22 protein-coding genes and 2 rRNA genes (1 of these 24 cut by a window edge) are annotated in these 22877 nt (G+C 36.4%); all 24 read right to left on the reverse strand.

The features are described 5' to 3' along the window. Positions 1-537 precede the first annotated feature (537 nt). Positions 538-1635: an AI-2E family transporter gene (locus ACONDI_RS07920; RefSeq protein WP_241078002.1), complete on the reverse strand. Its 1098-nt coding sequence runs from the start codon at positions 1633-1635 to the stop codon at positions 538-540. Between the two features lie 231 nt (positions 1636-1866). Next, positions 1867-2046: a hypothetical protein gene (locus ACONDI_RS07925; RefSeq protein ID WP_241078003.1), complete on the reverse strand. Its 180-nt coding sequence runs from the start codon at positions 2044-2046 to the stop codon at positions 1867-1869. A gap of 86 nt (positions 2047-2132) precedes the next feature. After that, on the reverse strand, positions 2133-3260 hold the full coding sequence (mnmA, locus tag ACONDI_RS07930; RefSeq protein WP_241078004.1) for a tRNA 2-thiouridine(34) synthase MnmA: 1128 nt from the start codon (positions 3258-3260) through the stop codon (positions 2133-2135). Next, the gene (locus tag ACONDI_RS07935; RefSeq protein WP_420848194.1) at positions 3250-4605 is read right to left on the reverse strand and encodes a replication-associated recombination protein A; all 1356 of its coding nucleotides are present in this window, start codon (positions 4603-4605) and stop codon (positions 3250-3252) included. Before ACONDI_RS07935 ends, mnmA begins: the two co-directional genes overlap by 11 nt. Before the next feature lie 21 nt (positions 4606-4626). Next, positions 4627-6045, reverse strand: coding sequence for a thioether cross-link-forming SCIFF peptide maturase (gene scfB / locus ACONDI_RS07940; RefSeq protein ID WP_241078006.1), 1419 nt, complete (start codon positions 6043-6045; stop codon positions 4627-4629). 81 nt (positions 6046-6126) lie between these two features. After that, positions 6127-6267: a six-cysteine ranthipeptide SCIFF gene (gene scfA, locus ACONDI_RS07945; protein WP_241078007.1), complete on the reverse strand. Its 141-nt coding sequence runs from the start codon at positions 6265-6267 to the stop codon at positions 6127-6129. A 47-nt stretch (positions 6268-6314) separates the two neighbouring features. After that, complete coding sequence (locus tag ACONDI_RS07950; protein WP_338086492.1) at positions 6315-6491, reverse strand: DUF1858 domain-containing protein; 177 nt, start codon at positions 6489-6491, stop codon at positions 6315-6317. Between the two features lie 196 nt (positions 6492-6687). Then, on the reverse strand, positions 6688-6891 hold the full coding sequence (locus tag ACONDI_RS07955) for an alpha/beta-type small acid-soluble spore protein (RefSeq protein ID WP_241078009.1): 204 nt from the start codon (positions 6889-6891) through the stop codon (positions 6688-6690). Between the two features lie 84 nt (positions 6892-6975). Further along, on the reverse strand, positions 6976-7380 hold the full coding sequence (locus ACONDI_RS07960; RefSeq protein ID WP_241078010.1) for a TIGR04086 family membrane protein: 405 nt from the start codon (positions 7378-7380) through the stop codon (positions 6976-6978). 78 nt (positions 7381-7458) lie between these two features. After that, positions 7459-7725 (reverse strand): preprotein translocase subunit YajC, encoded by a 267-nt coding sequence (gene yajC, locus ACONDI_RS07965; protein WP_241078011.1) that lies wholly within the window; start codon positions 7723-7725, stop codon positions 7459-7461. Between the two features lie 23 nt (positions 7726-7748). Next, complete coding sequence (tgt, locus tag ACONDI_RS07970; RefSeq protein WP_241078012.1) at positions 7749-8870, reverse strand: tRNA guanosine(34) transglycosylase Tgt; 1122 nt, start codon at positions 8868-8870, stop codon at positions 7749-7751. 55 nt (positions 8871-8925) lie between these two features. Beyond that, entirely contained in the window at positions 8926-9960 is a 1035-nt protein-coding gene (queA, locus tag ACONDI_RS07975; RefSeq protein WP_241078013.1) for a tRNA preQ1(34) S-adenosylmethionine ribosyltransferase-isomerase QueA, read from the reverse strand. 19 nt (positions 9961-9979) lie between these two features. Continuing rightward, positions 9980-12157, reverse strand: coding sequence for a SpoIID/LytB domain-containing protein (locus tag ACONDI_RS15760; protein ID WP_241078014.1), 2178 nt, complete (start codon positions 12155-12157; stop codon positions 9980-9982). 51 nt (positions 12158-12208) lie between these two features. Then, positions 12209-12427 (reverse strand): DUF2905 domain-containing protein, encoded by a 219-nt coding sequence (locus ACONDI_RS07985; RefSeq protein ID WP_241078015.1) that lies wholly within the window; start codon positions 12425-12427, stop codon positions 12209-12211. Positions 12428-12461: 34 nt separating this feature from the next. Then, a complete protein-coding gene (gene ruvB / locus ACONDI_RS07990) occupies positions 12462-13502 on the reverse strand; it encodes a Holliday junction branch migration DNA helicase RuvB (RefSeq protein ID WP_241078016.1) in 1041 nt (346 codons plus the stop codon). 12 nt (positions 13503-13514) lie between these two features. Next, the gene (gene ruvA / locus ACONDI_RS07995) at positions 13515-14168 is read right to left on the reverse strand and encodes a Holliday junction branch migration protein RuvA (RefSeq protein ID WP_241078017.1); all 654 of its coding nucleotides are present in this window, start codon (positions 14166-14168) and stop codon (positions 13515-13517) included. Continuing rightward, positions 14165-14659, reverse strand: a complete 495-nt coding sequence (ruvC, locus tag ACONDI_RS08000; RefSeq protein ID WP_420848139.1) for a crossover junction endodeoxyribonuclease RuvC — start codon at positions 14657-14659, stop codon at positions 14165-14167. Before ruvC ends, ruvA begins: the two co-directional genes overlap by 4 nt. 86 nt (positions 14660-14745) lie before the next feature. Continuing rightward, positions 14746-15291 carry a BofC C-terminal domain-containing protein gene (locus ACONDI_RS08005; RefSeq protein WP_241078018.1) on the reverse strand — a complete coding sequence of 182 codons (546 nt, stop codon included), beginning with the start codon at positions 15289-15291 and terminating at the stop codon, positions 14746-14748. 94 nt (positions 15292-15385) lie between these two features. Further along, positions 15386-16138: a YebC/PmpR family DNA-binding transcriptional regulator gene (locus tag ACONDI_RS08010; protein ID WP_241078019.1), complete on the reverse strand. Its 753-nt coding sequence runs from the start codon at positions 16136-16138 to the stop codon at positions 15386-15388. A gap of 53 nt (positions 16139-16191) precedes the next feature. Then, positions 16192-16941, reverse strand: coding sequence for an NAD(+) synthase (gene nadE / locus ACONDI_RS08015; protein ID WP_241078020.1), 750 nt, complete (start codon positions 16939-16941; stop codon positions 16192-16194). A gap of 170 nt (positions 16942-17111) precedes the next feature. Next, entirely contained in the window at positions 17112-17822 is a 711-nt protein-coding gene (locus ACONDI_RS08020; protein WP_241078021.1) for a hypothetical protein, read from the reverse strand. Positions 17823-17945: 123 nt separating this feature from the next. Next, positions 17946-19385, reverse strand: coding sequence for a tRNA (N(6)-L-threonylcarbamoyladenosine(37)-C(2))-methylthiotransferase MtaB (gene mtaB, locus ACONDI_RS08025; protein ID WP_241078022.1), 1440 nt, complete (start codon positions 19383-19385; stop codon positions 17946-17948). Between the two features lie 75 nt (positions 19386-19460). Next, positions 19461-19577 (reverse strand): 5S ribosomal RNA (rrf, locus tag ACONDI_RS08030). 227 nt (positions 19578-19804) lie between these two features. Beyond that, positions 19805-22877 (reverse strand): 23S ribosomal RNA (locus ACONDI_RS08035); it runs 130 nt beyond the window's last position.

The following is a 22877-nucleotide window of genomic DNA, read 5'->3' on the forward strand; positions in this document are numbered from 1 at the left end:
ATTAACCACTCTTGTTTATTTGTAGTGTTTTCCGTACACACTGTTGCACATTAGTATATTTCTCATACCATAAGCGAGTTTTTAATTTGGATGTTTTGCAAATTCTTACGAGCGTTGGTATGAGAGATATACTAATAAAAACACCCCTCGAACCCAAATTTCAGGGACGAGGGGGTATCCCGCGTTACCACCCTGATTATCAGTACTTTATTATAAAACTCTATACAGCTTTATAAAGAGTACTGATCTCTCAAGCTTGCCTACCCGGCAAATGGTTGTAACGTAACCACACGACTAATCTTACTAATGCTAACTTTTTCATGTTAACATATTCGGATTAGCTACTTCGGGGCGGCCCAAACTGACCGGGTATAAAACCCTTCCAGCTTATCTACTCATATAGATAAAGGTTTCTCTCTGGATACCCGTTTACAGTTATTTACCCCTTCATAGTATTTTTTATCTTGATTTTTTGCTATTATATACAGTTTAAGGCACCTATGTCAAGTCATGACAGCAATTTTCAAGACATTATTATTATTGCTCCTCATCCTGTAAAAAATAATCCCAAAATAAATGACGTATTATTACTCTTACAATTGCAACAACCGGAACTGCAAGAATAAGCCCTAGAAAACCAAAGAAATGACCTCCAGCTATAAGCGAAGTAACAACAGCTAGCGGATGCAGCTTCAAATTTCGTCCAAGAATCTGAGGAGCAACTAATTGGCTTTCTATCTGCTGAACTATCAGAATCCAAATTACCACCTTCAACGCAAGTAAGGGTTCTTCTAGTAAAGCAATTATCACCGAAGGCACAGCTCCTATAAAAGGCCCAAAGTACGGGATGATATTAGTGATTCCTGCAATTATACCTAAAACAAGGGCAAATTCAACCCCTAAAAAAGCAAGACCTATATACGTTAATATACCTATAAAAAGGCATACAACTAATTGCCCTCTAATATAATTTCCAAAAGTAATACTAACATCTTTCATTATTTCCGTTACTTTGCCCCTGTATTTAGGCGGTACAACAAGTATCATATTACTTCTCAAAATTTCTGTATCCTTTAAAAAATAAAAGAGAATAATCGGTAAAGCTATCAAACTAAACACATACGCTAAAATACTAGCTCCTGTACCAATTATACCTTGAAAATCAAGAATAGTACCTAAAATATCTTGAAAATTTACCTGGTATTCAATAATGGCTTCATTTATCGCATCTGTTATAGGTGGTGGAAGCTCATACAAAATGAATTCTGTTTCATCAATAAATTGCCTAAATTCACGAGTAAAATAAGGTATCTCTCTTGCAAACTCCTGAATTTCTATAAATATAGCATTTACAAGACTAATACCTACTAAAACAAGTAAAGTTATTGATATCCCATAAACCCCTAGTATTGTAGCAATTCTTGGTACTCTATAAGATTCAATAAATTCAACTAATGGGTTTAAAATATAAAATAAAATTATAGCAAGTAAAAAAGGAAGTAAAAAAATAAAAACTTGATCTCTAATCTGATAAACACCAACTACAAAATCCCGTACTATCTCAAAACCAAAAAGCACTGCACTAACAACCAAAGTTATCCATGCGACAAGCTTTAATAAATCCTTATGTTCCAACTGTCTAGCACCCCTCTCACCTAACAGTAAAAGCAACCTTTAAAACTAAGGTTGCTTTCAAATTAACTATTCCCATTATAACATTTTTCGTTTTCTTTGTTTGATAAATTTGAGGAAAAATTTATTGCTGAACTTTTTTCTGATAATAACATGCCTACTAATACACCAAACGCACCCCCGGTAAGCATACCTTTGAGGTATCCACTCCTAAAAAACATAAGGCTCATCCTTTCATTCTTGTAAGTCTACCTTATATGCTGATTCCAAGGTTCCATCATCTTGTATATTATAGATATGTGCTTCATTACCTTTTTTATACTTTATTTCAACCAGGCAGTTCCAGCAATAGTAGTTGCTGCTGCTTACTTTTCCAACGTCTATTCCCGAACATACAGGACACTGTACCCACACTTTTAATTTACCCCTTTCCAGCAAACATTACTTCCATTAAATATTTTCCCCGAAAGAAGGTAAAATAATACACATTTCCATGATATTCATCTACAACTTTTTTTAATAGTCCCTCCACCTACTACCATTTCACCATCATAAAAGACAACTGCCTGACCCGGGGCCACTGCTTCTTCAGGTTCATTAAATTCCACCTTTACTTTTCCTTCTTGTTCAGTTAAAGGTATAATTTTTGAGGGTACAGGTTCTGCGTTATATCTAATTTTGGCATCTACATCAATTGAATTATCCAAAGAGTCAAATGCAATCCAATTTACATCCTCAGTAATAAATTCGTGTGTCAAAAGATCTTCTTTGTCACCAATAATTACTGCATTTTTCTGAGTATCAATATCCACAACATATTGCGGTCTGCCAAGGGAAATACCTAACCCTTTTCTTTGACCAATGGTATAATAAGGAATTCCTTTATGTTCTCCAAGCTTCTCTCCATTTAGGTTTATTATAGGTCCTTTTTCAATCTTTTTAGGCGCTTCTTCACTAATAAATTTTCTATAATCATTGTCAGGTATAAAACATATATCCTGACTCTCAGGCTTGTTTGAAGTAACAAGATCATATTTTTGGGCAAGCTCACGAGTACGTGCCTTACTATAATCCCCCAGAGGGAACAGAGTTCTAGACAGCTCTTCTTGATTCATATTATATAGCATATAAGTCTGGTCTTTCTTATCGTCTACAGCCGTGTACAGTAAATAGCGACTTCTTTTTTCATCATATTTTATCCTAGCATAGTGACCAGTAGCAATATAATCACATTCAAGCTCTAAAGCTTTTTGCAAAAACTTTTGCCACTTTAGATATTTATTGCAGGCAATACATGGATTAGGTGTTCTTCCCTTCATGTACTCATTAATGAAATCTTTAACAACCTGTTGATAAAATATCTCCTTAAAATTCATTACATAAAAAGGTATATCAAGCTTATCAGCCACTCTCTTTGCATCGTGAGAGGCCTTGAGAGAACAACATCCCTTGGCATTTTGCTCGGCTATTTCTTCATCCTTATCCCGGTACCATAACCTCATATTTGCTCCAATAACTTCATAACCTTGATCTTTTAGCAAAGCAGCTGTTGTCGAACTATCCACCCCTCCACTCATTGCTACCAGGACTCTTTTATTTCTATTTTGATTATTTTTATCACTTGACATCTTTACCACCACTCTTGTGTTTGTTTTGTTCTCCTCGTAGATATTTTAATCTATTTTTAAAGTGAGATTCATGACCGTTTTCAGAAGGCTCATAATAAACTTTGCCTTTGACATTATCTGGGACATAATCCTGCTTAACATAGTTAACTGGATAATTATGCGGATATTTATACCCTTCCCCGTGCCCCATATTTTTAGCTCCACGATAATGAGTATCTCTTAAGTGAAGTGGTACAGGCTCCTGTCTTGTTTGTTTTACATCTTTTAAAGCTTTTTCAATTGCTACATAACTACTGTTGCTTTTTTCTGTAGACGAAAGATAAGTAACTCCTTGAGCAAGGGTTATTCTAGCTTCAGGCATCCCAAGCTCTGATACAGCCTGATGTGTGCTAAGCGCCACCTGTAAGGCCTGTGGATCAGCATTTCCAATATCTTCGCTTGCAAATATTAACATTCTCCTAGTAATAAATAAAGGATCTTCTCCTCCTTCTATCATCCTGGCCAACCAGTAAAGGCTTGCATCAGGATCTGAGCCACGCATAGATTTGATAAAAGCCGAAATAATATCATAATGATTGTCCCCATCTTTATCATAATACACTGCCCTATCCTGTATGGACTTTTCTATCTTATCTAATGTGATTTCCCTTAAATTATTTTCATCAGGAATTGTTGTAATCACACTTAACTCCAGAGCATTTAGTGCAGTTCTTATATCACCATTAGCTAGCCTTATTAAATGTCGCAAAGCATCTTCATGTAACTTAACATTATAATCTCCAAGACCATTTTCCTTATCTTCTAGCCCACGCATTATTAACTTCTCAATTTCATTATCAAACAATAATCTTAGTTGAAATACCCTTACTCTAGATAAAAGAGGAGAATTTATACTAAAATACGGGTTTTCTGTGGTAGCTCCAATCAATATAATAGTACCATCTTCAACATAGGGAAGCAGTCCATCCTGCTGGGCTTTATTAAACCTGTGAATTTCATCAATAAATAAAATAGTATCTTCCTGATAATAACTTTTCTTTTCTTTTGCTTTGTTAATAACTTCTCTAATTTCTTTTATCCCACTGGTAACCGCATTTAATTGAAAAAAATTCGAATTTGTATGATTTGCTACAATTCTTGCGAGGGTAGTTTTGCCAGTGCCGGGGGGACCATACAAAATCATCGAAAAAAGCCTGTCTTCTTCAATAGCTCTTCTTAAATATCTACCTTCTCCCACTACTTCCTGTTGACCAACCATATAATCAAGGGTTTTGGGCCTTATTCTATCAGCAAGGGGAGAGCTCTTTTTTGATTTTTTTTCATAATTATAATTAAACAAGTCGATAATATCATCTCCTCCAAGAGATCATCTATATCGCTGTAACAAGCCTTTACTGGCAAGATACAGGGCACATTCAATCCTTTTCTTTAATAATTCACATCCGGTTTTGTGCGGCTCTTCCATGTTACCATTAAATAAATATGCATTTGCATGACAGCCGCCACCGCAGTGAAATTTAGCCCAACACTCTTTACATTTTTTCTTACTTAAAAAATTATGCTCGTTAAATTTATTTTTTACAGACTGATCTACCAAAAAACTTTTCTTAAGATCTCCCATTACAAACTCATCATTGCCAACAAACTGATGACAGGGATAAATTTCACCAGATGGTGTAATAGCTAGATATTCACTCCCTGCTCCACATCCAGAAAATCTTTTTTTAACACAAGGTCCACCATCAAGATTTATCTCAAAATGATAAAAACTAAAACCTTCGCCTTTATCAGCCTTTTCTTCATAAAATAAAGTTAGCCTTTCATACTCTTTTTTAATTAAATCTAAATCCACATTTTCTAACGAGTAATTTTTTTCTTTTGAACATACCACAGGTTCAAGGGAAATATCTTTAAAACCAAGATCATAAATATGTTCAACATCCCTGGTGAAGTCAAGATTATCAGCACTAAAAGTTCCCCTGACAAAATACTCTTTATGATCTCTACTCTCGACAAATTCTTGATATAACCCAACTATACTATCATAAGTACTCTTATCATCATATAGACTTTTTCTATTAGTATCATTAATCTCTTTCCTACCATCTAGACTTAATACTACTGCAAAATCATGTTCATTTAAAAATCTCATAACTTCATTATCTAGACTCAATCCATTAGTAGTTAAAGTAAATTTTATGTTTTTATTATTTTTAGATGCTTTTTCTCTGGCATAATGGACAGTTTTTTTTACAACTTCCCAATTTAATAAAGGCTCTCCTCCAAAAAAGTCAATTTCACAGTTTTTTCTTTCATTAGAATTTTCCAACAAAAAGTCAACTGCTTTTTTGGCAGTATCAAAATCCATCAAATCTTTTTTCTTTGTATCTTGTCCAAAAGTACCACCTCCTGCAAAACAATACTTACATTTCATGTTGCAGGTATGCGAAATATTAAGACATAGAGCTTTTAATTGGTCATTATTTTTCTTAATTTTGTCAGTTTCTATTATGATATCTGAAAACAATTGTTCTTTCTGAATCAAAGTCTCAACTTCTTCTAAAACCTTATTGATAGTATTTCCGGGCCACTTTTTATCTAGCTCATTAGTTATATTATTTTTATCAATATTATGTAAATTCAATTCTTTGTATTTGTTAATTTTATTTATAACATCAAAAGCAGTTCCATTTAATTCATGAAGTGATCCACTATTAGTATCTATCGCATAATAATAATTATTAAATTCAAAGGTATGTACAATGCTTTCTTTTGGTAATTTCAATTTTAGTCCTCCAGTTTAATCCTCCAATTTTGTCGTAAAACTAAAAGAAAAAAGTAGCCATTATGACTACTTTTTAATCTTTTAATCCCTTTCACAGGCCTGGTTCCCTACAGTACAGGAAGTTTTACAAGCGGATTGACATGATGTTTGACATTCACCACATCCATCATGTTCTGAAGTAATTCCAGACCAGCCACTGAATACAGTTTTTATATTATCCAAACGAAATACCCCCTATACTGCAAATTTAATTCATCACCTAACAAATTCTATTCTACGACTTTATTTAGTTCATCTATTAATTTGTCTAAGTCTGTTCCATGGACCATTGCAGCCTGGGCAATAGTCTCACCAGTAGCAGACGGGCAGCCAAGACAATGCATCCCATGTTTCATGAACACATCGGCTGTTTTTGGTTGTTGCTTTAATACATCACCGATTGTCATATCTTTTGTGATTTTTTCTCCCAAGTAAATTACCTCCCTTTTATCCAATAATTCTATATTTTTTGTATCATACAATACTTGTAGAATTATTTTACTTCCTAGTAACTTTCACGTCAAGGGTTACTAATATACCTTTTAGCTATTATGTATGGTCAACTTTTAGTATACCGGGGAGAATCCCCGGTATATTTTCTAACTAAAATTTATTCAACCAATTTTTTTCATACTCTTTAATCATTCTTCTAACCATATTTCCACCTATCTTCCCAATATCCCTAGTAGGCATCTCTCTCCAACCCTTTAATTCAATATCTTTATCAAGTTTCAAATCTTTAGCCACCTCATACTTTAAACTTTCTAACTGCTTTGCTGATTGAGGCAGTCGATGGCGTTTAGCCATCGAAAACACCTCCTAAATAGGAGTATAGTGTACTATTATTTTTACAAATGCAAGATTGTCCTATGCCATTTTAAAAAAATTTTATTAAGTATTTATTCCTAACACTCCACCTACAGCACCAAAGACAAATGCCATAAACAAGCGGGATAAAATTATATTTGTCGAGGCAAGTTCAATACCCATCAAAACACTTAATAAAAGTAACCCAACAAAATATAATATTCCACATACGCCCCCGTTTAACCATCCTTTTTCTCCTATATTTTTTGTAGCATGCATAGAACCCACAACAATACTGATTACACTTGTAATATAAGTTAAATGGGGTATAATAACATCAGAAATGTTAGTCAAATTTAACAGTAGTGCTGTTACTAAAAAAACTAGAAGAGATATAGCATAAGCTAATAATACCCCCGTCAAAATAAAACTTATCCTGCTTGTTTTACTCTCAGATTCGTTTTCATACCTTTGGGTTAATCTTGACATAATTCCATCACCTCCATATTCGGTGTTAAATAATTAATATGCAAGGTGATGGAAGTTTATGTACTAGTCCACAAAACTTTATTCTTCATCATTGACTACTTTTTGAATACCAAAGCGGCTTACGGTTATAGTCATATTTTCCGCTATTTTTAATTTTATAGTATCCTCCTGTATGTCTTTAATAGTACCATGAATCCCACCAATTGTTATAACCTCGTCATTTTTCTTAAGGGATTCTAACATCTGCTGCCTTTCTTTTTGCTGCTTTTGCTGCGGTCTTATGATCATCAAATAAAAAACTACAACTACTAAAATTAGAGGTAAAAAACCAGCTATTCCTTCCATTTAATTCACTCCTTTATAAATTTTTAACTTTCATATTGTTCGAAGAAATTTTCTCTAAAAGCAATAAAATCATCATCTTTTATAGCCTTTTTAATCTCACCCATTAACTTTATCAAAAAATGAAGATTATGCCAAGTCAAAAGTCTAAATCCTAAAATTTCATTGGCCTTAATTAAATGCCTTATATAAGCCCGGGTATAATTTTTGCAGGTATAACAACCACAACTTTCATCTATTGGCCTAAAATCTTTAGAATACTGTGCATTTCTTACTACTAATCTACCACGGCGCACCATTGCAGTACCATTTCTAGCAATTCTTGTAGGCAGTACACAATCAAACATATCTATGCCATGATAAACACCTTCTACAAGATAGTCAGCCGACCCAACTCCCATCAAATACCTTGGTTTTGTGTCAGGCAAAAAAGGTACAGTTTCTTCTAACATTTCTTTCATAAGTTCAAAAGGCTCTCCAACACTTAACCCTCCAATAGCATATCCTGGAAAACCAATGTTGACTGTTTCAATTGCACTCTTTTTTCTTAAATCTGGATACATTCCTCCCTGAACTATGCCAAATAAAGCTTGATCATTATATTTTAAATTTTTTTCATTAAACTTTTTACATAGCTCTGCCCATCGCAGGGTACGTTCCATAGAGAACTCAGCATATTCTTCACTACTTGGGTAAGTTGTACACTCATCAAAAGCCATCACTATATCTGAATTTAAATTACTTTGTATTTCCATAACTTTTTCCGGGGTAAAATAGTGCTTTGATCCATCCAAATGCGATCTAAATGTCACACCATTATCATCTATATCTCTCATTTTCCCCAGACTAAATACTTGATAACCACCACTATCAGTTAAGATAGGTCTATCCCAATTCATAAAACTGTGAAGACCACCAGCCTCATAAATTGTCTTTGTTCCTGGCCTGAGATATAAGTGATATGTATTACCTAAAATAATTTCAGCACCTATATCTTTTAACTCTTCTGGAGTCATTGTTTTGACTGTAGCCTGCGTACCAACGGGCATAAAAACAGGAGTACTTATTTCTCCTCTTCTTGTAGTTAATGTACCTGTTCTTGCAGAGCTTTTACTGCATTTAGCTTCTATTTTAAAGTCTATCGGCATAAATTAACACCACTTCCCCAAGTATGATTTAATATATGAGTTTTTGTCACTAGAATCAATGTATAAACATTGCATCTCCAAAACTGTAAAATCTATATTTTTTATCAATTGCCTCTTGATAAGCATTCATAATAAAATCCTTTCCAGCAAAAGCAGAGACAAGCATTAAAAGAGTTGACTTTGGCAGATGAAAATTTGTTACCATTGCATCAACAATTTTAAATCTATAACCAGGATATATAAAAAGATCAGTCCAACCCTTATGTCCTTTTACAAGACCCTTATCAGAAGCACAGCTTTCAAGTGTCCTAACCACCGTTGTGCCAACGGCAACAATCCTTTGGTTATTTTCCTTTGCCTCATTAATAATGTTAGCTGACCCATCCGGTAAATAGTAGAATTCAGAGTGCATTTCATGTTCTTTTATATTTTCAACTTTGACAGGCCTAAAAGTTCCAAGGCCAACATGTAAAGTTAGTTCTAATACCTGAACTCCTTGCCCCCGTATTTTATTCAATAATTCTTCAGTAAAATGAAGCCCTGCTGTTGGAGCAGCTACAGAACCTTGATTTTTGGCATACACTGTTTGATATCTTTCTGGTTCATCTAATTCTTTTTTTATATATGGCGGTAGGGGAATTTTACCTAATTTTTCAAGAATATCTTGAAATCTATCTCCTTCATATTCAAATTTTATAATTCTAGTACCTTCATCTTTAACATCCAAAATTTCGGCTTCAAGTAGACCCTCTCCAAAAATAAACTTGCTGCCTACTTTTGCTTTTTTGCCAGGTTTTACCAGCGCCTCCCACGTATCCTTATGTCCATCTATAGGATAGAGAATTACTACTTCTAGTTTTCCGCCTGTTTTTTTCTTTGAACCAAACAGCCTAGCTGGTATAACTCTAGTATTATTTAACAAAAGAACATCTCCCTTTCTTAGAAAAGAAGGGAGTTTATTAAAGTAAGTATGTGTAATATCATTATTCTTTTTATCAAGAACCATTAATTTAGATACATCCCTTTGTTTTAATGGCGAATTTGCAATTAGCTCTTCTGGCATTACATAATCAAATTCCTCAACTCTCAAAGAATATACACCTCTATTATTACATTTTATCAATTTCTATGTCGCCGGAATAATAATGTTTTAAAATTTCTTTGTAATCATAACCTTCTAAGGCCTTGCCTTGAGCTCCCCACTGGGACAAACCTGCACCATGGCCAAACCCTTTACCTCTAAAAACAAATTCTTCTACGGTTCCACCTTCTGAAGTTAATTTTTCTGTACCATTTTTAGAGTTTATATAATAATCATCTTCTGTTAATAGTTTTTCCTCATTTTCACCGGTCATAACATATACATCTTGTCCCGAATCTTTTTTTACAACATTTTCTTCGCTACTCATAAAATATACTTCACCTTTGACATTATTATTGTTGTTACCACTTTTTTCTACAATTTCAAAATTTGTGCTTCTTAGTTCAAGGGGTGTTCTATTAAAATCGCCATGAACCTCATGTTCCCCTTCTTCTCCAATGTACCTAACAGTTAAAACCCTTCCTGCCTCCGTTCTTTCTAATATCTCTATATCTATTAATTCTCCAATATCATAGAGATTGTCAATCCTTTCAGACAATTCATCCCTTGTTCTGGTTTCCTCCCACTCATAAGCTTGATAAGAATTACCTTCTAATGCAATCTCATCCCAGGAACTTTCCCTGCTCCTGATATAATCAATTTCAGAACCCCATATATTTTCTGCATCTTCTGTATATCCACCCGCATTAGAATGATATAAGGCATTTATTAATTTATCGTTATTTAAAACTACTTCTCCACTAGTTTCTCTAACTGCTTCGTTTGTTCGACTGTTTTCGACATTATAGCCTGCATATACCTGAGAATCTGTATCATCAGTTACATCAAAGTGCTCATACCTATCCATATTCCTATCTCTGCCATATAAAGCGTACGTTCTGGCAGCTACTGCTTGAGCTTTTAAAGCATCCATTTCCCAGCTGACAAAAACTTCAGCCGGTAGTACACCTTTTAAATATTTTTCAAGTTCTACAGTATTTATGGCCATGATCCTGTTTCTTTCATCAGTCTTTAGTTTCAAATTACCTCTATATTTTCTTTCATTGTTTTTAAGCTCCAAAGGGCTATCTTCAGAACCAGATGATACCAGAATTGACTTGTTGCTCATATCAATTTTTTCTTCTGTTAACAGATTAAAAGAACTACCAGGGTAATAATAATATCCAGTATAATCAACAATAGATGGATATAATTCATTTCGCTCCATAAAATAAGTAAAATCACTATCTTCCTTTAACCTGTCCAAAAAACTTTCTGCCAAATACTTATCCGTAAAACCTGATATAATTAAATTTAGTTTCCCATGATCAACAACCGCTCCGGCTTCAATATCATTACCATCGATTTTATAGTTCAATTTTTCCTTAAATTCAATAATTTTCTCCTCGGGGGAATCTAAATTATTATCAATTTCTAGCTTTATACCTTTTCTTTCTGATTTATGTACAAAAACTTTATTTTCAAGACTTTCTTCTGAAGATAGCAACTCTCCAGGCCTATGATCTTTTAATAGATCATACTCACCACCTGATCCATCTAGTTTATCAGCTAGTAAACTAACTAGACGGTCATAAAATTCATCTATTCTAGCCTCCCCATTTGAATTGTTTTTTTCTTTTGATTTTATTGAAATTACATGAATATCGTCAATTTGATCCTTTATTTTTAATTCATCTACAAAACCATAATCACTTAAATCGTAAGTATTTTGTATCTCCTCCTTTATATTTTCCAAAAATTCAAGGTCATTTTTAATTCCTAATGTTATTCCAGATGTCACTTCATCACTTACATCTTCTTGTCCATCTATAATCCAGGAATCATTATTCCATTCAAAAGACGTTTCCCTATCAGCAATAGAATAGGGAATAAAACCAAAATCAGATGACTCAAAACCATAAATAATATTTTCATCACTATCAATATTAATCTCATCAGCAGCACTACTAGAGTACAATATCCCCACAGATATCTTATCGAGTAATTCGTCCTTATCTAAGTCCTCTACTGGTTTAGCTTCTGCACTTTCATCTTTATCCAACTCTTCTTCTTTAACGTCCATTTCCTTAGGTTCATCTGATTCATCTTCAGCATAAGCAAAAACCAAATAATCGCCCGGCATAAAAGATAATACCAATAGAAAAAGAACACCTAAAGTGAAAATAACTAAAGCTTTATTAGACATTTTCTCCTCTCCCTCGCTTTTAACTTTATTTTAATACCGTATAATTTATTTCTAGCGCCGTATAACAAAATTCAAAATTAATGAAAGAATGATACTAACAATTATAGCCGTCGTTATAGGAAAGAAAAAAGTAAAATTACCTCTTTGAATAAATATATCTCCCGGCAAACGTCCAATACCACTTATTCTATTAAAAAGTAACAAAGCTCCTCCAACAATCAAAAACAAAACACCAAGGCTCGTCAAAATTCTACCTAATTGATCAAACATAATTTCTCAACCCTCCCTACTATTAAAAAGGGTATTAAAAAAGTTTTTGTTGGTATGGTAAATTACTGTTCTGACCCAAATATTTTTTTGCTTCCTCAGTCAAAACTCTCCCTCTTGGCGTTCTATTAATAAATCCAAGCTGCATTAAGTATGGCTCATATACATCTTCAATTGTTTCTCTTTCCTCACTGATTGAGGCAGAAATTGTATCAAGTCCCACAGGGCCACCATTATACTTTTCTAGTATAGCTCTCATTAAACGCCTATCTGTTTCATCAAGGCCAAGCTCATCAACTTCTAACATCTCTAATGATTTCTCTGCCACTTCTTTTGTTATTTTATTATTTGCTTTTATCTGTGCATAATCCCTACATCTTTTTAAAAGCCTGTTGGCAATCCTAGGAGTCCCCCTAGAACTTTTTGATAACACCGTAGCTCCTTCATCATCGATATCTACTTCCAAAAGTTTGGCAGAACGTATAATAATCTCCTTTAATTCATCTACTTTGTAAAAATCTAATCTATTAACCACACCAAAACGTCCTCTTAAAGGTCCAGATAAGCTTCCTGCCCTCGTAGTTGCACCTATTAAGGTAAAAGGAGAAAGATCAAGTCTAACACTTCTTGCACCAGGACCTTTGCCAAGAACTATATCAATCGCAAAATCCTCCATCGCCGGATATAATATCTCTTCTACATTTCTATTTAGCCTATGTATTTCATCAATAAACAAAACATCTTTTTCTTCTAAGTTAGTAAGTATTGCAGCCAAATCGCCTGCCCGCTCTATGGCAGGACCGGAGGTTACATGTATATTCACGTTCATTTTATTTGTAATTATATGAGCGAGTGTTGTTTTACCTAGACCTGGAGGACCATACAACAGCACATGATCAAGAGCTTCTCCCCGCTCTATTGCTGCTCTAATAAATATATCAAGATTTTCTTTTATTTTTTCCTGTCCTATGTAATCGTCAAAGGAAAGTGGACGCAGGTTTTTCTCTAGATTACTATCTTCAGCTAGCTTTTCTCTAGATATTATCCTTTCTTCAGAAGCAAAATCATTACTGTCCAACATTTACCCCTCCTAGCCTTTTTGAAGGCTCTTTAATGCAATCTTCAGCACCTGCTCTAATTCCATTTTTGAACTAATTTCGGGTTTTATCTTCAAAAGCACTCTATTTGCTTCTAAATCACTGTATCCTAACGAATTTAAGGCAGCTTTTGCTTCATTAATGATATTATCTACACTTCCTTTAGCTCCTTCAGCTTCATATCCGCTGCCTGACTTATTAGCCTGCGGCACAGATTCATGTTCATCCATATTTAATACTTCTATGCTCTTAACTCTTTCTTTTAATTCTAATATTATTCTTTTCGCCGATTTTTTACCTATTCCAGGTATCTTTGTCAAAGTTACCTCTTCATCATTTAAAACAGCCAGATAAAATGATTTTGGGGTTAAAGTAGATAATACCTCAAGGGCAATCCTAGGCCCTATACCAGAGACATTCAAAACTAATTCAAACACAGCTAGCTCTTCTTGTTTCATAAATCCATATAAGTCCAAAGCATCTTCTTTAACCATCAAATAAGTATGTAACATTACAGTTTCATTTTCTGTAGGAAGTTCCATATACGCATTCCTTGATATATATACTTTGTAGCCAATCCCACCAGTCATTATTTCACAAAAATCTTGATTTTTTTCGATTAATTCACCTTTAATTCGTTTTATCACTTTGTTTTCCTCCTGCCAAGCTTAACATTTAAGTTAGAATGTGACAATGCTACTGCAAGTGCATCCGCAGCATCATCAGGTTGTGGGATTTCTTTTAAATTAAGTATCCTTTTCACCATATCCTGCACCTGTTTTTTAGGAGCTTTTCCGTATCCGCAAATCCCCTGTTTTACCTGAAGGGGAGTATATTCATATACTTCAACATTTGTATGGGCACATGCCAGGATGGCAACGCCTCTAGCTTGTCCAACCTTTAAAGCCGTTTTAGTATTTTTGTTTATAAATAATTCTTCAACTACAACCATATCTGGTCTGTGCTCTTTTATTAGAACAGTTATACCTTTGTATATTTTTTCTAATCTTTTAGACGTTTCTGATTCTGAATTAGTTCTGATACTACCATATTCAATCAAATGTTCCCTGCCTGCTTTCTTGGTTATTATACCATAGCCACAAATAGCAATACCAGGATCAATTCCCATAATAATCAAATAGCCCCACTCCCTACTAGGTTTATAATCATATAGCTAATTCTACACGACATTATACTATTAGGAAACCCTAATTAAGAGACTACTTAACTAGTGTAGCTTTCTAGTATGCGTTCTCTTTCTTCATTGGTGATAAAAGGAATACCCCTTTCTAATTCTTCTTTATAAACCTCTTTTGCTTCATAAGGAGTAACTTCAATTAACTCTTCGTTAGAAGGATTTCCCTTGTAGATAGCAATTCTTCCTTTATAAACACTTATGTATTTTATTTCATCTATTTCATCATCATCTTTGTTTATTTCGTCTTCATCATATTCTTCACCTTTATAAATCAAAGAAACTTGATTTTGTGAAAAATCTTCTACTTTCCAGGGTGAAGGTAAAAATTCCTTTAGTTCTCCCTTTTTAAATCCTTCGAAATTAAAATTTCTAAACATCTCTGGTGGAGATTCATCGTCATAATATCTTACTATATCACTATCTTGGTATTCTTTTTTAAAAAACAGATTAGTATCATCTGTTATTTTTTCTTCATCATATCCCGTTCTTGTATATACAAATATAGTAGATAATACTAGGACTAAAAAACCTACAATAAAGAAAGTTTTATTTTTTGTAAACTTCCCAAACACTAAAAACACCTCCCTTTGGGAAAAGAAATTCATTTTTATTTTTCCCAAACAGGAGGTTTATAATACAATTTTAATGTTGTATTAGTTCCAGGGTTTAATAGGAGCCTTCTAGATGTTTTTCTTCGATATTAAAATTTGAGTATAAATTTTGGACATCATCATGATCTTCTAATTCTTCCAAAAGAGTTAATAACTCTTTTACGTTATCTTCTTTAACGTCTACTTCTGTTTCCGGAATTTTAGTTACCTCGCTAGATAATATTTCAAATCCTTGTTTTTTTAGTTCTTCTTTAACATCTTCCAAATTCTCAGGCATTGTCATAACAGTATATACATCATCTTCTTTTTGACCATCTTCTGCTCCTACTTCTAATGCCATTAATATTACATCATCTTCTTCCATGCCACTATTATCTTTTAATCTTAACATTCCTCTTCTTTTAAACATCCAAGATACACAACCACTTTCACCAAGATTACCACCATGCTTAGAAAACAAATTCCTGATCTCTGCTGCAGTTCTATTCCTATTATCTGTCAAAATCTCTAGTAATATAGCTACTCCTCCCGGTCCATATCCTTCGTACGTTGTTTCTTCATATTTAACACCATCAGAATCTTCCCCTGTACCACGTTTAATTGCTCTTTCTATATTTTCATTAGGCATATTATTTTCTTTTGCTTTTTGAATAGCCATTCTAAGCCGAACGTTACCTTCTGGATCACCACCACCTTCTTTGGCAGCAACAATAATCTCTCTTGCTAATTTAGTAAATATCTTACCTCTTTTAGCATCTTGACGTGCCTTTTTATGTTTAATATTTGCCCATTTTGAATGTCCGGCCAAACCAAATCACCTTCCTACTAAATATTTTTAATTTAAGCTAAGTTAAAGTTAATCTAAATAATTATCTCTGATATAGAAAAAGCAGGAGGAAGGTTTCTTTTATGCTCATTAGCTTTATACAGTCTATCAATTTTATCAACAACTTCAGGGCTAATATTATTCTTCTGCCCTTTTAAATACTTCTCTAATTCCTCATAGGTGAAACCCATCTCTTTCTCGTCTGGTGTATTGCCTATTAGCCCAGCTGTAGGTGGTTTGTTAATTACTTCATCTGGAACTTCAAGATAATTAGCAAGTTCCCATACTTCATATTTTGTCATCTCACCGAGAGGTAACAAATCAGATCCACCATCTCCATACTTTGTAAAATAACCCACTGTAATCTCACTCTTATTACTTGTTCCGATAACTAATCTCCCTAAAGTCTGAGCATAATAATATAAAGTAGTCATCCTAAGGCGAGGTTTAATGTTTGCGAGAGCTAAATCGGGAGCAGTATCAGTATACTTAACATTACTAAGCATCTCATCATAAGTGCTAGCTAAGTTAACAACTTCTGTTTCCACCTCAAATTTTTCTGCTACTTTTTCAGCATGCTTTTTATCAGTTTCATTACTATAACATGGCATAATTACTCCAAGTGTGCTATCCGGAAAAGCTTTTTTACCCAGTGCAAGTACTACAGCAGAATCCACGCCTCCGCTATTACCAACTACAACACCAGAAGCATTGGCTTTTTTAACATTTTCTTCTAACCATTCGACAGCGTGTGATACAACTTTTTCTATATTACCATTTAGCAAGTTTATAACCCCCGAGGCATAATTTTATCATAATATTATATGAAAATTCACTACCTTATTCTACATTATTATTAAAAATCTTTCAATGTAAAAAAGGGCTGTAACAGAGGTGATGTTTTTAAAACAAACCCCTGTACAACCCTTATTATTAAACCCCAATTTAAATAACTTTATCTTATACTACTTACCACCTGATTAGCAATGGAGTTAAACTGCTGATTAGCCTGATCACATAGCTGTTGAATTTGCTGTAGCTGTTGACTAGCTTGTGCTTCTTGCTGACTAAGCTGTTCTAATCTTCTATAATTGTCTAGCTCTACTTGATAAAGTTCATTTAACTGCTGCTGGTTGCTTTGTTCAATTCTTGCTAATTCACTTGCCATCTGATTAATCTGATTAAGGTTTTGTCTAAACTGATCTAATTGCTGTCTAATAGCTTGCGAAGATTGTACTTGAGAAGTTGCCATTGGCGATCCAAAAGAACCATAGGAGCCATAGGCAGAACCAACATTCTGACTTACTCCTGCACCAGAAGAAACCGCTCTATATGCTTGGTCAGATACCGGTTGGCTTTGATAGCTTGACATTCTCTGAAAACTCGACTGCTGCTGAGGTGCATTACCTACATTATAGCCTTGATAATTTGCAGTATGGTATGCATCAGGATTATACTGACTTGGAACTTGCGAACCAGCATAACTTGAACCTGAATAACCTCTGTAATTGCTAGTTTGATAATTTAGTGGCCTACTTCCGCCAATATTAGGATTTTGAATCTGGCTTTGCTGACCAATATTTTGATTCCTACTAAAGTTCGAATTTAAATTTGAACTTAAGTTTGAACTTCTTTGTTGATTTTGATAATTAACCAACATTAACACCTCCTGTTTTTTTTACTTCATTTCGACCTATACCTATTATTTGTTTTTTTTTGATAATTATTCATAAAAAAAAAGACTTTAAGTAGAATATAAACAAAAAAATTCTCTCCAATTAGAGAGAATTTACATCCAAGCAGTAACTATATCCTTATCTGCATTTGTAGCTTTAGCAGTAATAATATTATTTATAAAATTTTTTTCAATATATTTGCCATACTCATATTCGTTGGGTATCGAAGGTGTTTTTAGTTCTGCCTTAACATAAGCATAATTATTTGAGAAACCTTCTAGCCAATAACTTATATTTTCAAAATCATCTTTTTCCTTGTGATATCTTTCCATTAAAACTTCCATATCTTTACCTACTTGTCTTTGGTGAAAATTAAAGTTTAATTTTTCACCTAGCCTTTTCATTTCATCAACCCTTCTATCTTTTATATCTGGGCGTACATGACCTGAATATTTTTCTGCAGGCGTCTTTGGACGAGGTGAATAGGGGAAAACATGAAGTTTGTCTAACCCTAAAGATTCTATGACTTTCATACTTTCCTGGTGGTCTTTCTCGGACTCATCTGGAAAACCTACAATTATATCAGAAATAATCGAAATATCTGGCATAAGTTTCCTTGCCTTCTCAACAATTCTACTAAATTCATCTATAGAGTAGTTTCTTTTCATAAGTTCTAAAATTCTATCGCTTCCACTTTGCAAAGGAAGGTACAAATGCTTGCAAATTTTTTTGCTTTCCTTAATCGCATATAGTACATCTTCGGTTATTTCAATAGGTTCTAGAGAACTAAGCCTTATTCTAAAATCCTTTTGTAAATCTTTTTCTTTAGAAGACAGTCTATACAACAATTCACTTAAAGTTATTCTATCTTCAAAATCTTTACCATATAAGCCCATATTAGTCCCGGCTAATATTATTTCTTTATGACCAGAAGCAACTAAGTTTTTAATTTCTTTTTCTATATTTTCCAGTAATCTACTTTTAGGTTTACCTCTTGCTATGGTCACAATACAAAAACTGCATACTTGATTACAACCTTCTTGAATTTTAACAACAGGTCTTTTCCTAACTGATTTATTATAAATGCCTAATTCTTCGAAATCACTAGATTTACTGCTTTTTTCACTAATTTTAACACTTATATCTTCTATTCCACTATCAAAATCAAAAACTTCTTTTTGCTCTAATTTTGCACTTATCAAATCAATAACTTTATTTACAAGTTTAGTTCTTCCATTTGTCCCTATAACGATATCAATTTCTGGTACTTTCTCTTTAATTTCATCAGGTTCTACTTCTCCATAACAACCCATTAATGCAACAATGGCTTCTGGATTATCCTTTTTCGCTTTTTTTGCTTTTTTCCTAGATTTCCTAGCCGCTGCTTGTGTAACAGCACAACTATTTATTATATATACATCTGCGTTATTATATTCTGATTCAGTTTCAACTACACCAATCTGGTCAAACTTAGTTTTCAACGCTTCTGTTTCAGCTTGATTCACCGGACAACCTACAGTCATAATTTTATATTTTAATTCTCTTTTATTCATAACCCTTTTCACCTACCTGATATTCAATTCCTAATATGATAATATACAAATATTATTTTAACAAATAACTAAAGGGTCCGGCAAAGACCTACTCTCCCGGGAGCTCTCGCTCCCAGTACCATAGGCGCAGGAGGGCTTAACTTCTGTGTTCGAAATGGGAACAGGTGTGTCTCCTCCGCTATTTTCACCGGACCCTTAGATTCAAAGGTCATATCAATATTACATTGTCTTGTTTTTGGCTTTTTTTCAGGCTGTATCTAGTTCAATTTAAAATCTTTAGGGTTTTTTGCTAATACATCTTGGCGAAGGTATGAGCCTTAGATGTATCAATAAAAGCCGCTTGATTTTTAAATTGAACTAGATACAGCCACATTTATTCTCTGAAAGCTGCACATAGTGTAGATCCAAATTTGAACCGGTAGGTCAAGCCCTCGACCTATTAGTATCAGTCAGCTAAAAGGATTGCTCCCCTTACACCTCTGACCTATCTACCAGATGTTCTATCTGGAGTCTTAACCCTCTGTGAGGGAGGGAGACCTTATCTCGTGGTGGGCTTCGCGCTTAGATGCCTTCAGCGCTTATCCCTTCCAGACTTAGCTACTCAGCTGTGCCCCTGGCGGGACAACTGATACACCAGAGGTCTGTCCGTCCCGGTCCTCTCGTACTAGGGACGGCTCCACTCAAGTCTCCTGCGCCCGCGGCAGATAGGGACCGAACTGTCTCACGACGTTCTGAACCCAGCTCACGTACCGCTTTAATGGGCGAACAACCCAACCCTTGGGACCTGTTCCAGCCCCAGGATGCGATGAGCCGACATCGAGGTGCCAAACCTCCCCGTCGATGTGGACTCTTGGGGGAGATAAGCCTGTTATCCCCGGGGTAGCTTTTATCCGTTGAGCGACGGCTCTTCCACTCGAAATAACCGCCGGATCACTAAGCCCTACTCTCGTACCTGCTCGAGGTGTCCCTCTCGCAGTCAAGCCCCCTTATGCCTTTGCACTCTGCGCGCGGTTTCCAACCGCGCTGAGGGGACCTTTGGGCGCCTCCGTTACTCTTTGGGAGGCGACCGCCCCAGTCAAACTGCCCGCCTGACAATGTCCCAGAACCGGATTACGGCTCGTGGTTAGGATTTCAGTGACACAAGGGTGGTATCCCACGGACGGCTCACCCGAAGCTGGCGCCCCGGGTTCGTAGCCTCCCACCTATCCTGTACATGTGACACCAAAATCCAATATCAAGCTGCAGTAAAGCTCCACGGGGTCTTTCCGTCTTGCCGCGGGTAACCTGCATTTTGACAGGTAGTACAATTTCACCGGGCCCCTTGTCGAGACAGCGCCCAAGTCGTTGCGCCTTTCGTGCGGGTCGGAACTTACCCGACAAGGAATTTCGCTACCTTAGGACCGTTATAGTTACGGCCGCCGTTTACTGGGGCTTAGGTTCGAAGCTTCGCACCATAAGTGCTAACCTCTCCCCTTAACCTTCCAGCACCGGGCAGGCGTCAGCCCCTATACGTCGTCTTTCGACTTAGCAGAGGCCTGTGTTTTTGGTAAACAGTCGCTTGGGCCTGGTCACTGCGACCCCCTCAGGCATACAGCATGTAGCCATACACCTTACGCGGGGTACCCCTTCTCCCGAAGTTACGGGGCTATTTTGCCGAGTTCCTTGACAAGGGTTCGCCCGGACGCCTTAGGATCCTCTCCTCGCCTACCTGTGTCGGTTTGCGGTACGGGCACCATATAACTCGCTAGTGGCTTTTCCTGGCAGTTAGAACACAGCCGCTTCGCTACTTTAAATTTCACTCCCCATCACGACTCAGATCATCGCTATAGCCGGATTTGCCTGGCTATGCTGCCTCGTACGCTTGGACGCAGATAACCAACACTGCGCTCGGCCTATCCCCCTGCGTCACCACTTCGCTCAAACGCTATATGGTGGTACCGGAATCTCAACCGGTTATCCATCGCCTACGCCATTTGGCCTCGGCTTAGGTCCCGACTTACCCTGAGTGGACAAGCCTTCCTCAGGAAACCTTAGGCTTTCGGCGGGCAGGTTTCTCACCTGCCTTTTCGTTACTCATGCCGGCATTCTCACTTCCTATCAGTCCACCAGACCTCTCAGCCTGACTTCTACCCAATAGGAACGCTCCCCTACCTACGTGCGGCCTTTAACCCTAGCTAAGGTTAAGGTCTTTAACTTGGTTCTTTTAGCTGATTTTAATCTTTCTCTAAACCCGGCCTTTAATTGCCGCTTTGACAGGACGTCAAATAAGGCAATTTGGCAGGTCAGAAAAACAGGACGTTTTTCTGCCGAAGGCGTTTTGAGAAAGATTAACAAGCAGCTTTCCTTAACCAGAGTTAAAGACCGCACGTACCGCAGCTTCGGTGATAAGCTTGAGCCCCCTTACATTTTCGGCGCAGGTCCACTCGACCAGTGAGCTGTTACGCACTCTTTAAATGATGGCTGCTTCTAGGCCAACATCCTGGTTGTCTAAGTAGACCCACATCCTTTTACACTTAGCTTATACTTTGGGACCTTAGCTGGCGGTCTGGGCTGTTTCCCTCTCGACTATGAAGCTTATCCCACATAGTCTGACTCCCGGGATTTTAAATAATGGCATTTGGAGTTTGACTGGGTTCGGTAGCCGGATAGGGCCCCTAGCCCAATCAGTGCTCTACCTCCATTATTAAACTCCCGAGGCTAGCCCTAAAGCTATTTCGGGGAGAACCAGATATCTCCGGGTTCGATTAGCATTTCACCTCTACCCACAGCTCATCCCCCGACTTTTCAACGTCGGTGGGTGCGGGCCTCCACTCGGTGTTACCCGAGATTCACCCTGGCCATGGGTAGATCACCCGGTTTCGGGTCTACAGCCTATAACTATGCGCCCAGTTAAGACTCGGTTTCCCTGCGGCTTCGGACCTGTGGCCCTTAACCTCGCTATAGACCGTAACTCGCCGGCCCGTTCTGCAAAAAGTACGCGGTCACATCACATAAGTGATGCTCCCACTGATTGTAGGCATACGGTTTCAGGTTCTATTTCACTCCCCGTCAGGGGTGCTTTTCACCTTTCCCTCACGGTACTTGACGCTATCGGTAGCCGGGTAGTATTTAGCCTTGGAAGGTGGTCCTCCCTGATTCATACCGGGTTTCACGGGCCCGGTAATACTCGGGCTAATACCTACCTTGAATAATACATATACGTGTACGGGGCTTTCACCCTCTACGGCTAGACCTTCCAGTCTGATTCCACTCTACATACTATTCAAGGTGGCCTACTGACCTAGACCTTGGTATCGCCCACAACCCCAACCAGGCAACGCGGTCAGGCTTTGACACCTGGTCGGTTTGGGCTGTTCCCCGTTCGCTCGCCACTACTTGGAGAATCGCTGTTGCTTTCTACTCCTCCGGGTACTTAGATGTTTCAGTTCCCCGGGTTTAACCCCATATGCCTACTTTAATTTTCAGCATATGGTACCCGCCTGTTAAAACGGG

It is taken from the genome of Natranaerofaba carboxydovora, assembly GCF_022539405.1.
GTDB classification, from domain to species: Bacteria; Bacillota; Natranaerobiia; order Natranaerobiales; family Natranaerofabaceae; genus Natranaerofaba; species Natranaerofaba carboxydovora.

Bases quoted from the DNA above. Each gene is read 5' to 3' on its own strand.
- ACONDI_RS07985 (WP_241078015.1), bottom strand. From the start codon at position 12,427: ATGTTTGATCAATTAGGTAGAATTTTGACGAGCCTTGGTGTTTTGTTT.
- yajC (WP_241078011.1), bottom strand. From the start codon at position 7,725: ATGGAAGGAATAGCTGGTTTTTTACCTCTAATTTTAGTAGTTGTAGTT.
- tgt (WP_241078012.1), bottom strand. From the start codon at position 8,870: ATGCCGATAGACTTTAAAATAGAAGCTAAATGCAGTAAAAGCTCTGCA.
- mnmA (WP_241078004.1), bottom strand. From the start codon at position 3,260: ATGTCAAGTGATAAAAATAATCAAAATAGAAATAAAAGAGTCCTGGTA.
- ACONDI_RS07950 (WP_338086492.1), bottom strand. From the start codon at position 6,491: ATGACAATCGGTGATGTATTAAAGCAACAACCAAAAACAGCCGATGTG.
- ACONDI_RS15760 (WP_241078014.1), bottom strand. From the start codon at position 12,157: ATGTCTAATAAAGCTTTAGTTATTTTCACTTTAGGTGTTCTTTTTCTA.
- ACONDI_RS07960 (WP_241078010.1), bottom strand. From the start codon at position 7,380: ATGTCAAGATTAACCCAAAGGTATGAAAACGAATCTGAGAGTAAAACA.
- mtaB (WP_241078022.1), bottom strand. From the start codon at position 19,385: ATGAATAAAAGAGAATTAAAATATAAAATTATGACTGTAGGTTGTCCG.
- ACONDI_RS07955 (WP_241078009.1), bottom strand. From the start codon at position 6,891: ATGGCTAAACGCCATCGACTGCCTCAATCAGCAAAGCAGTTAGAAAGT.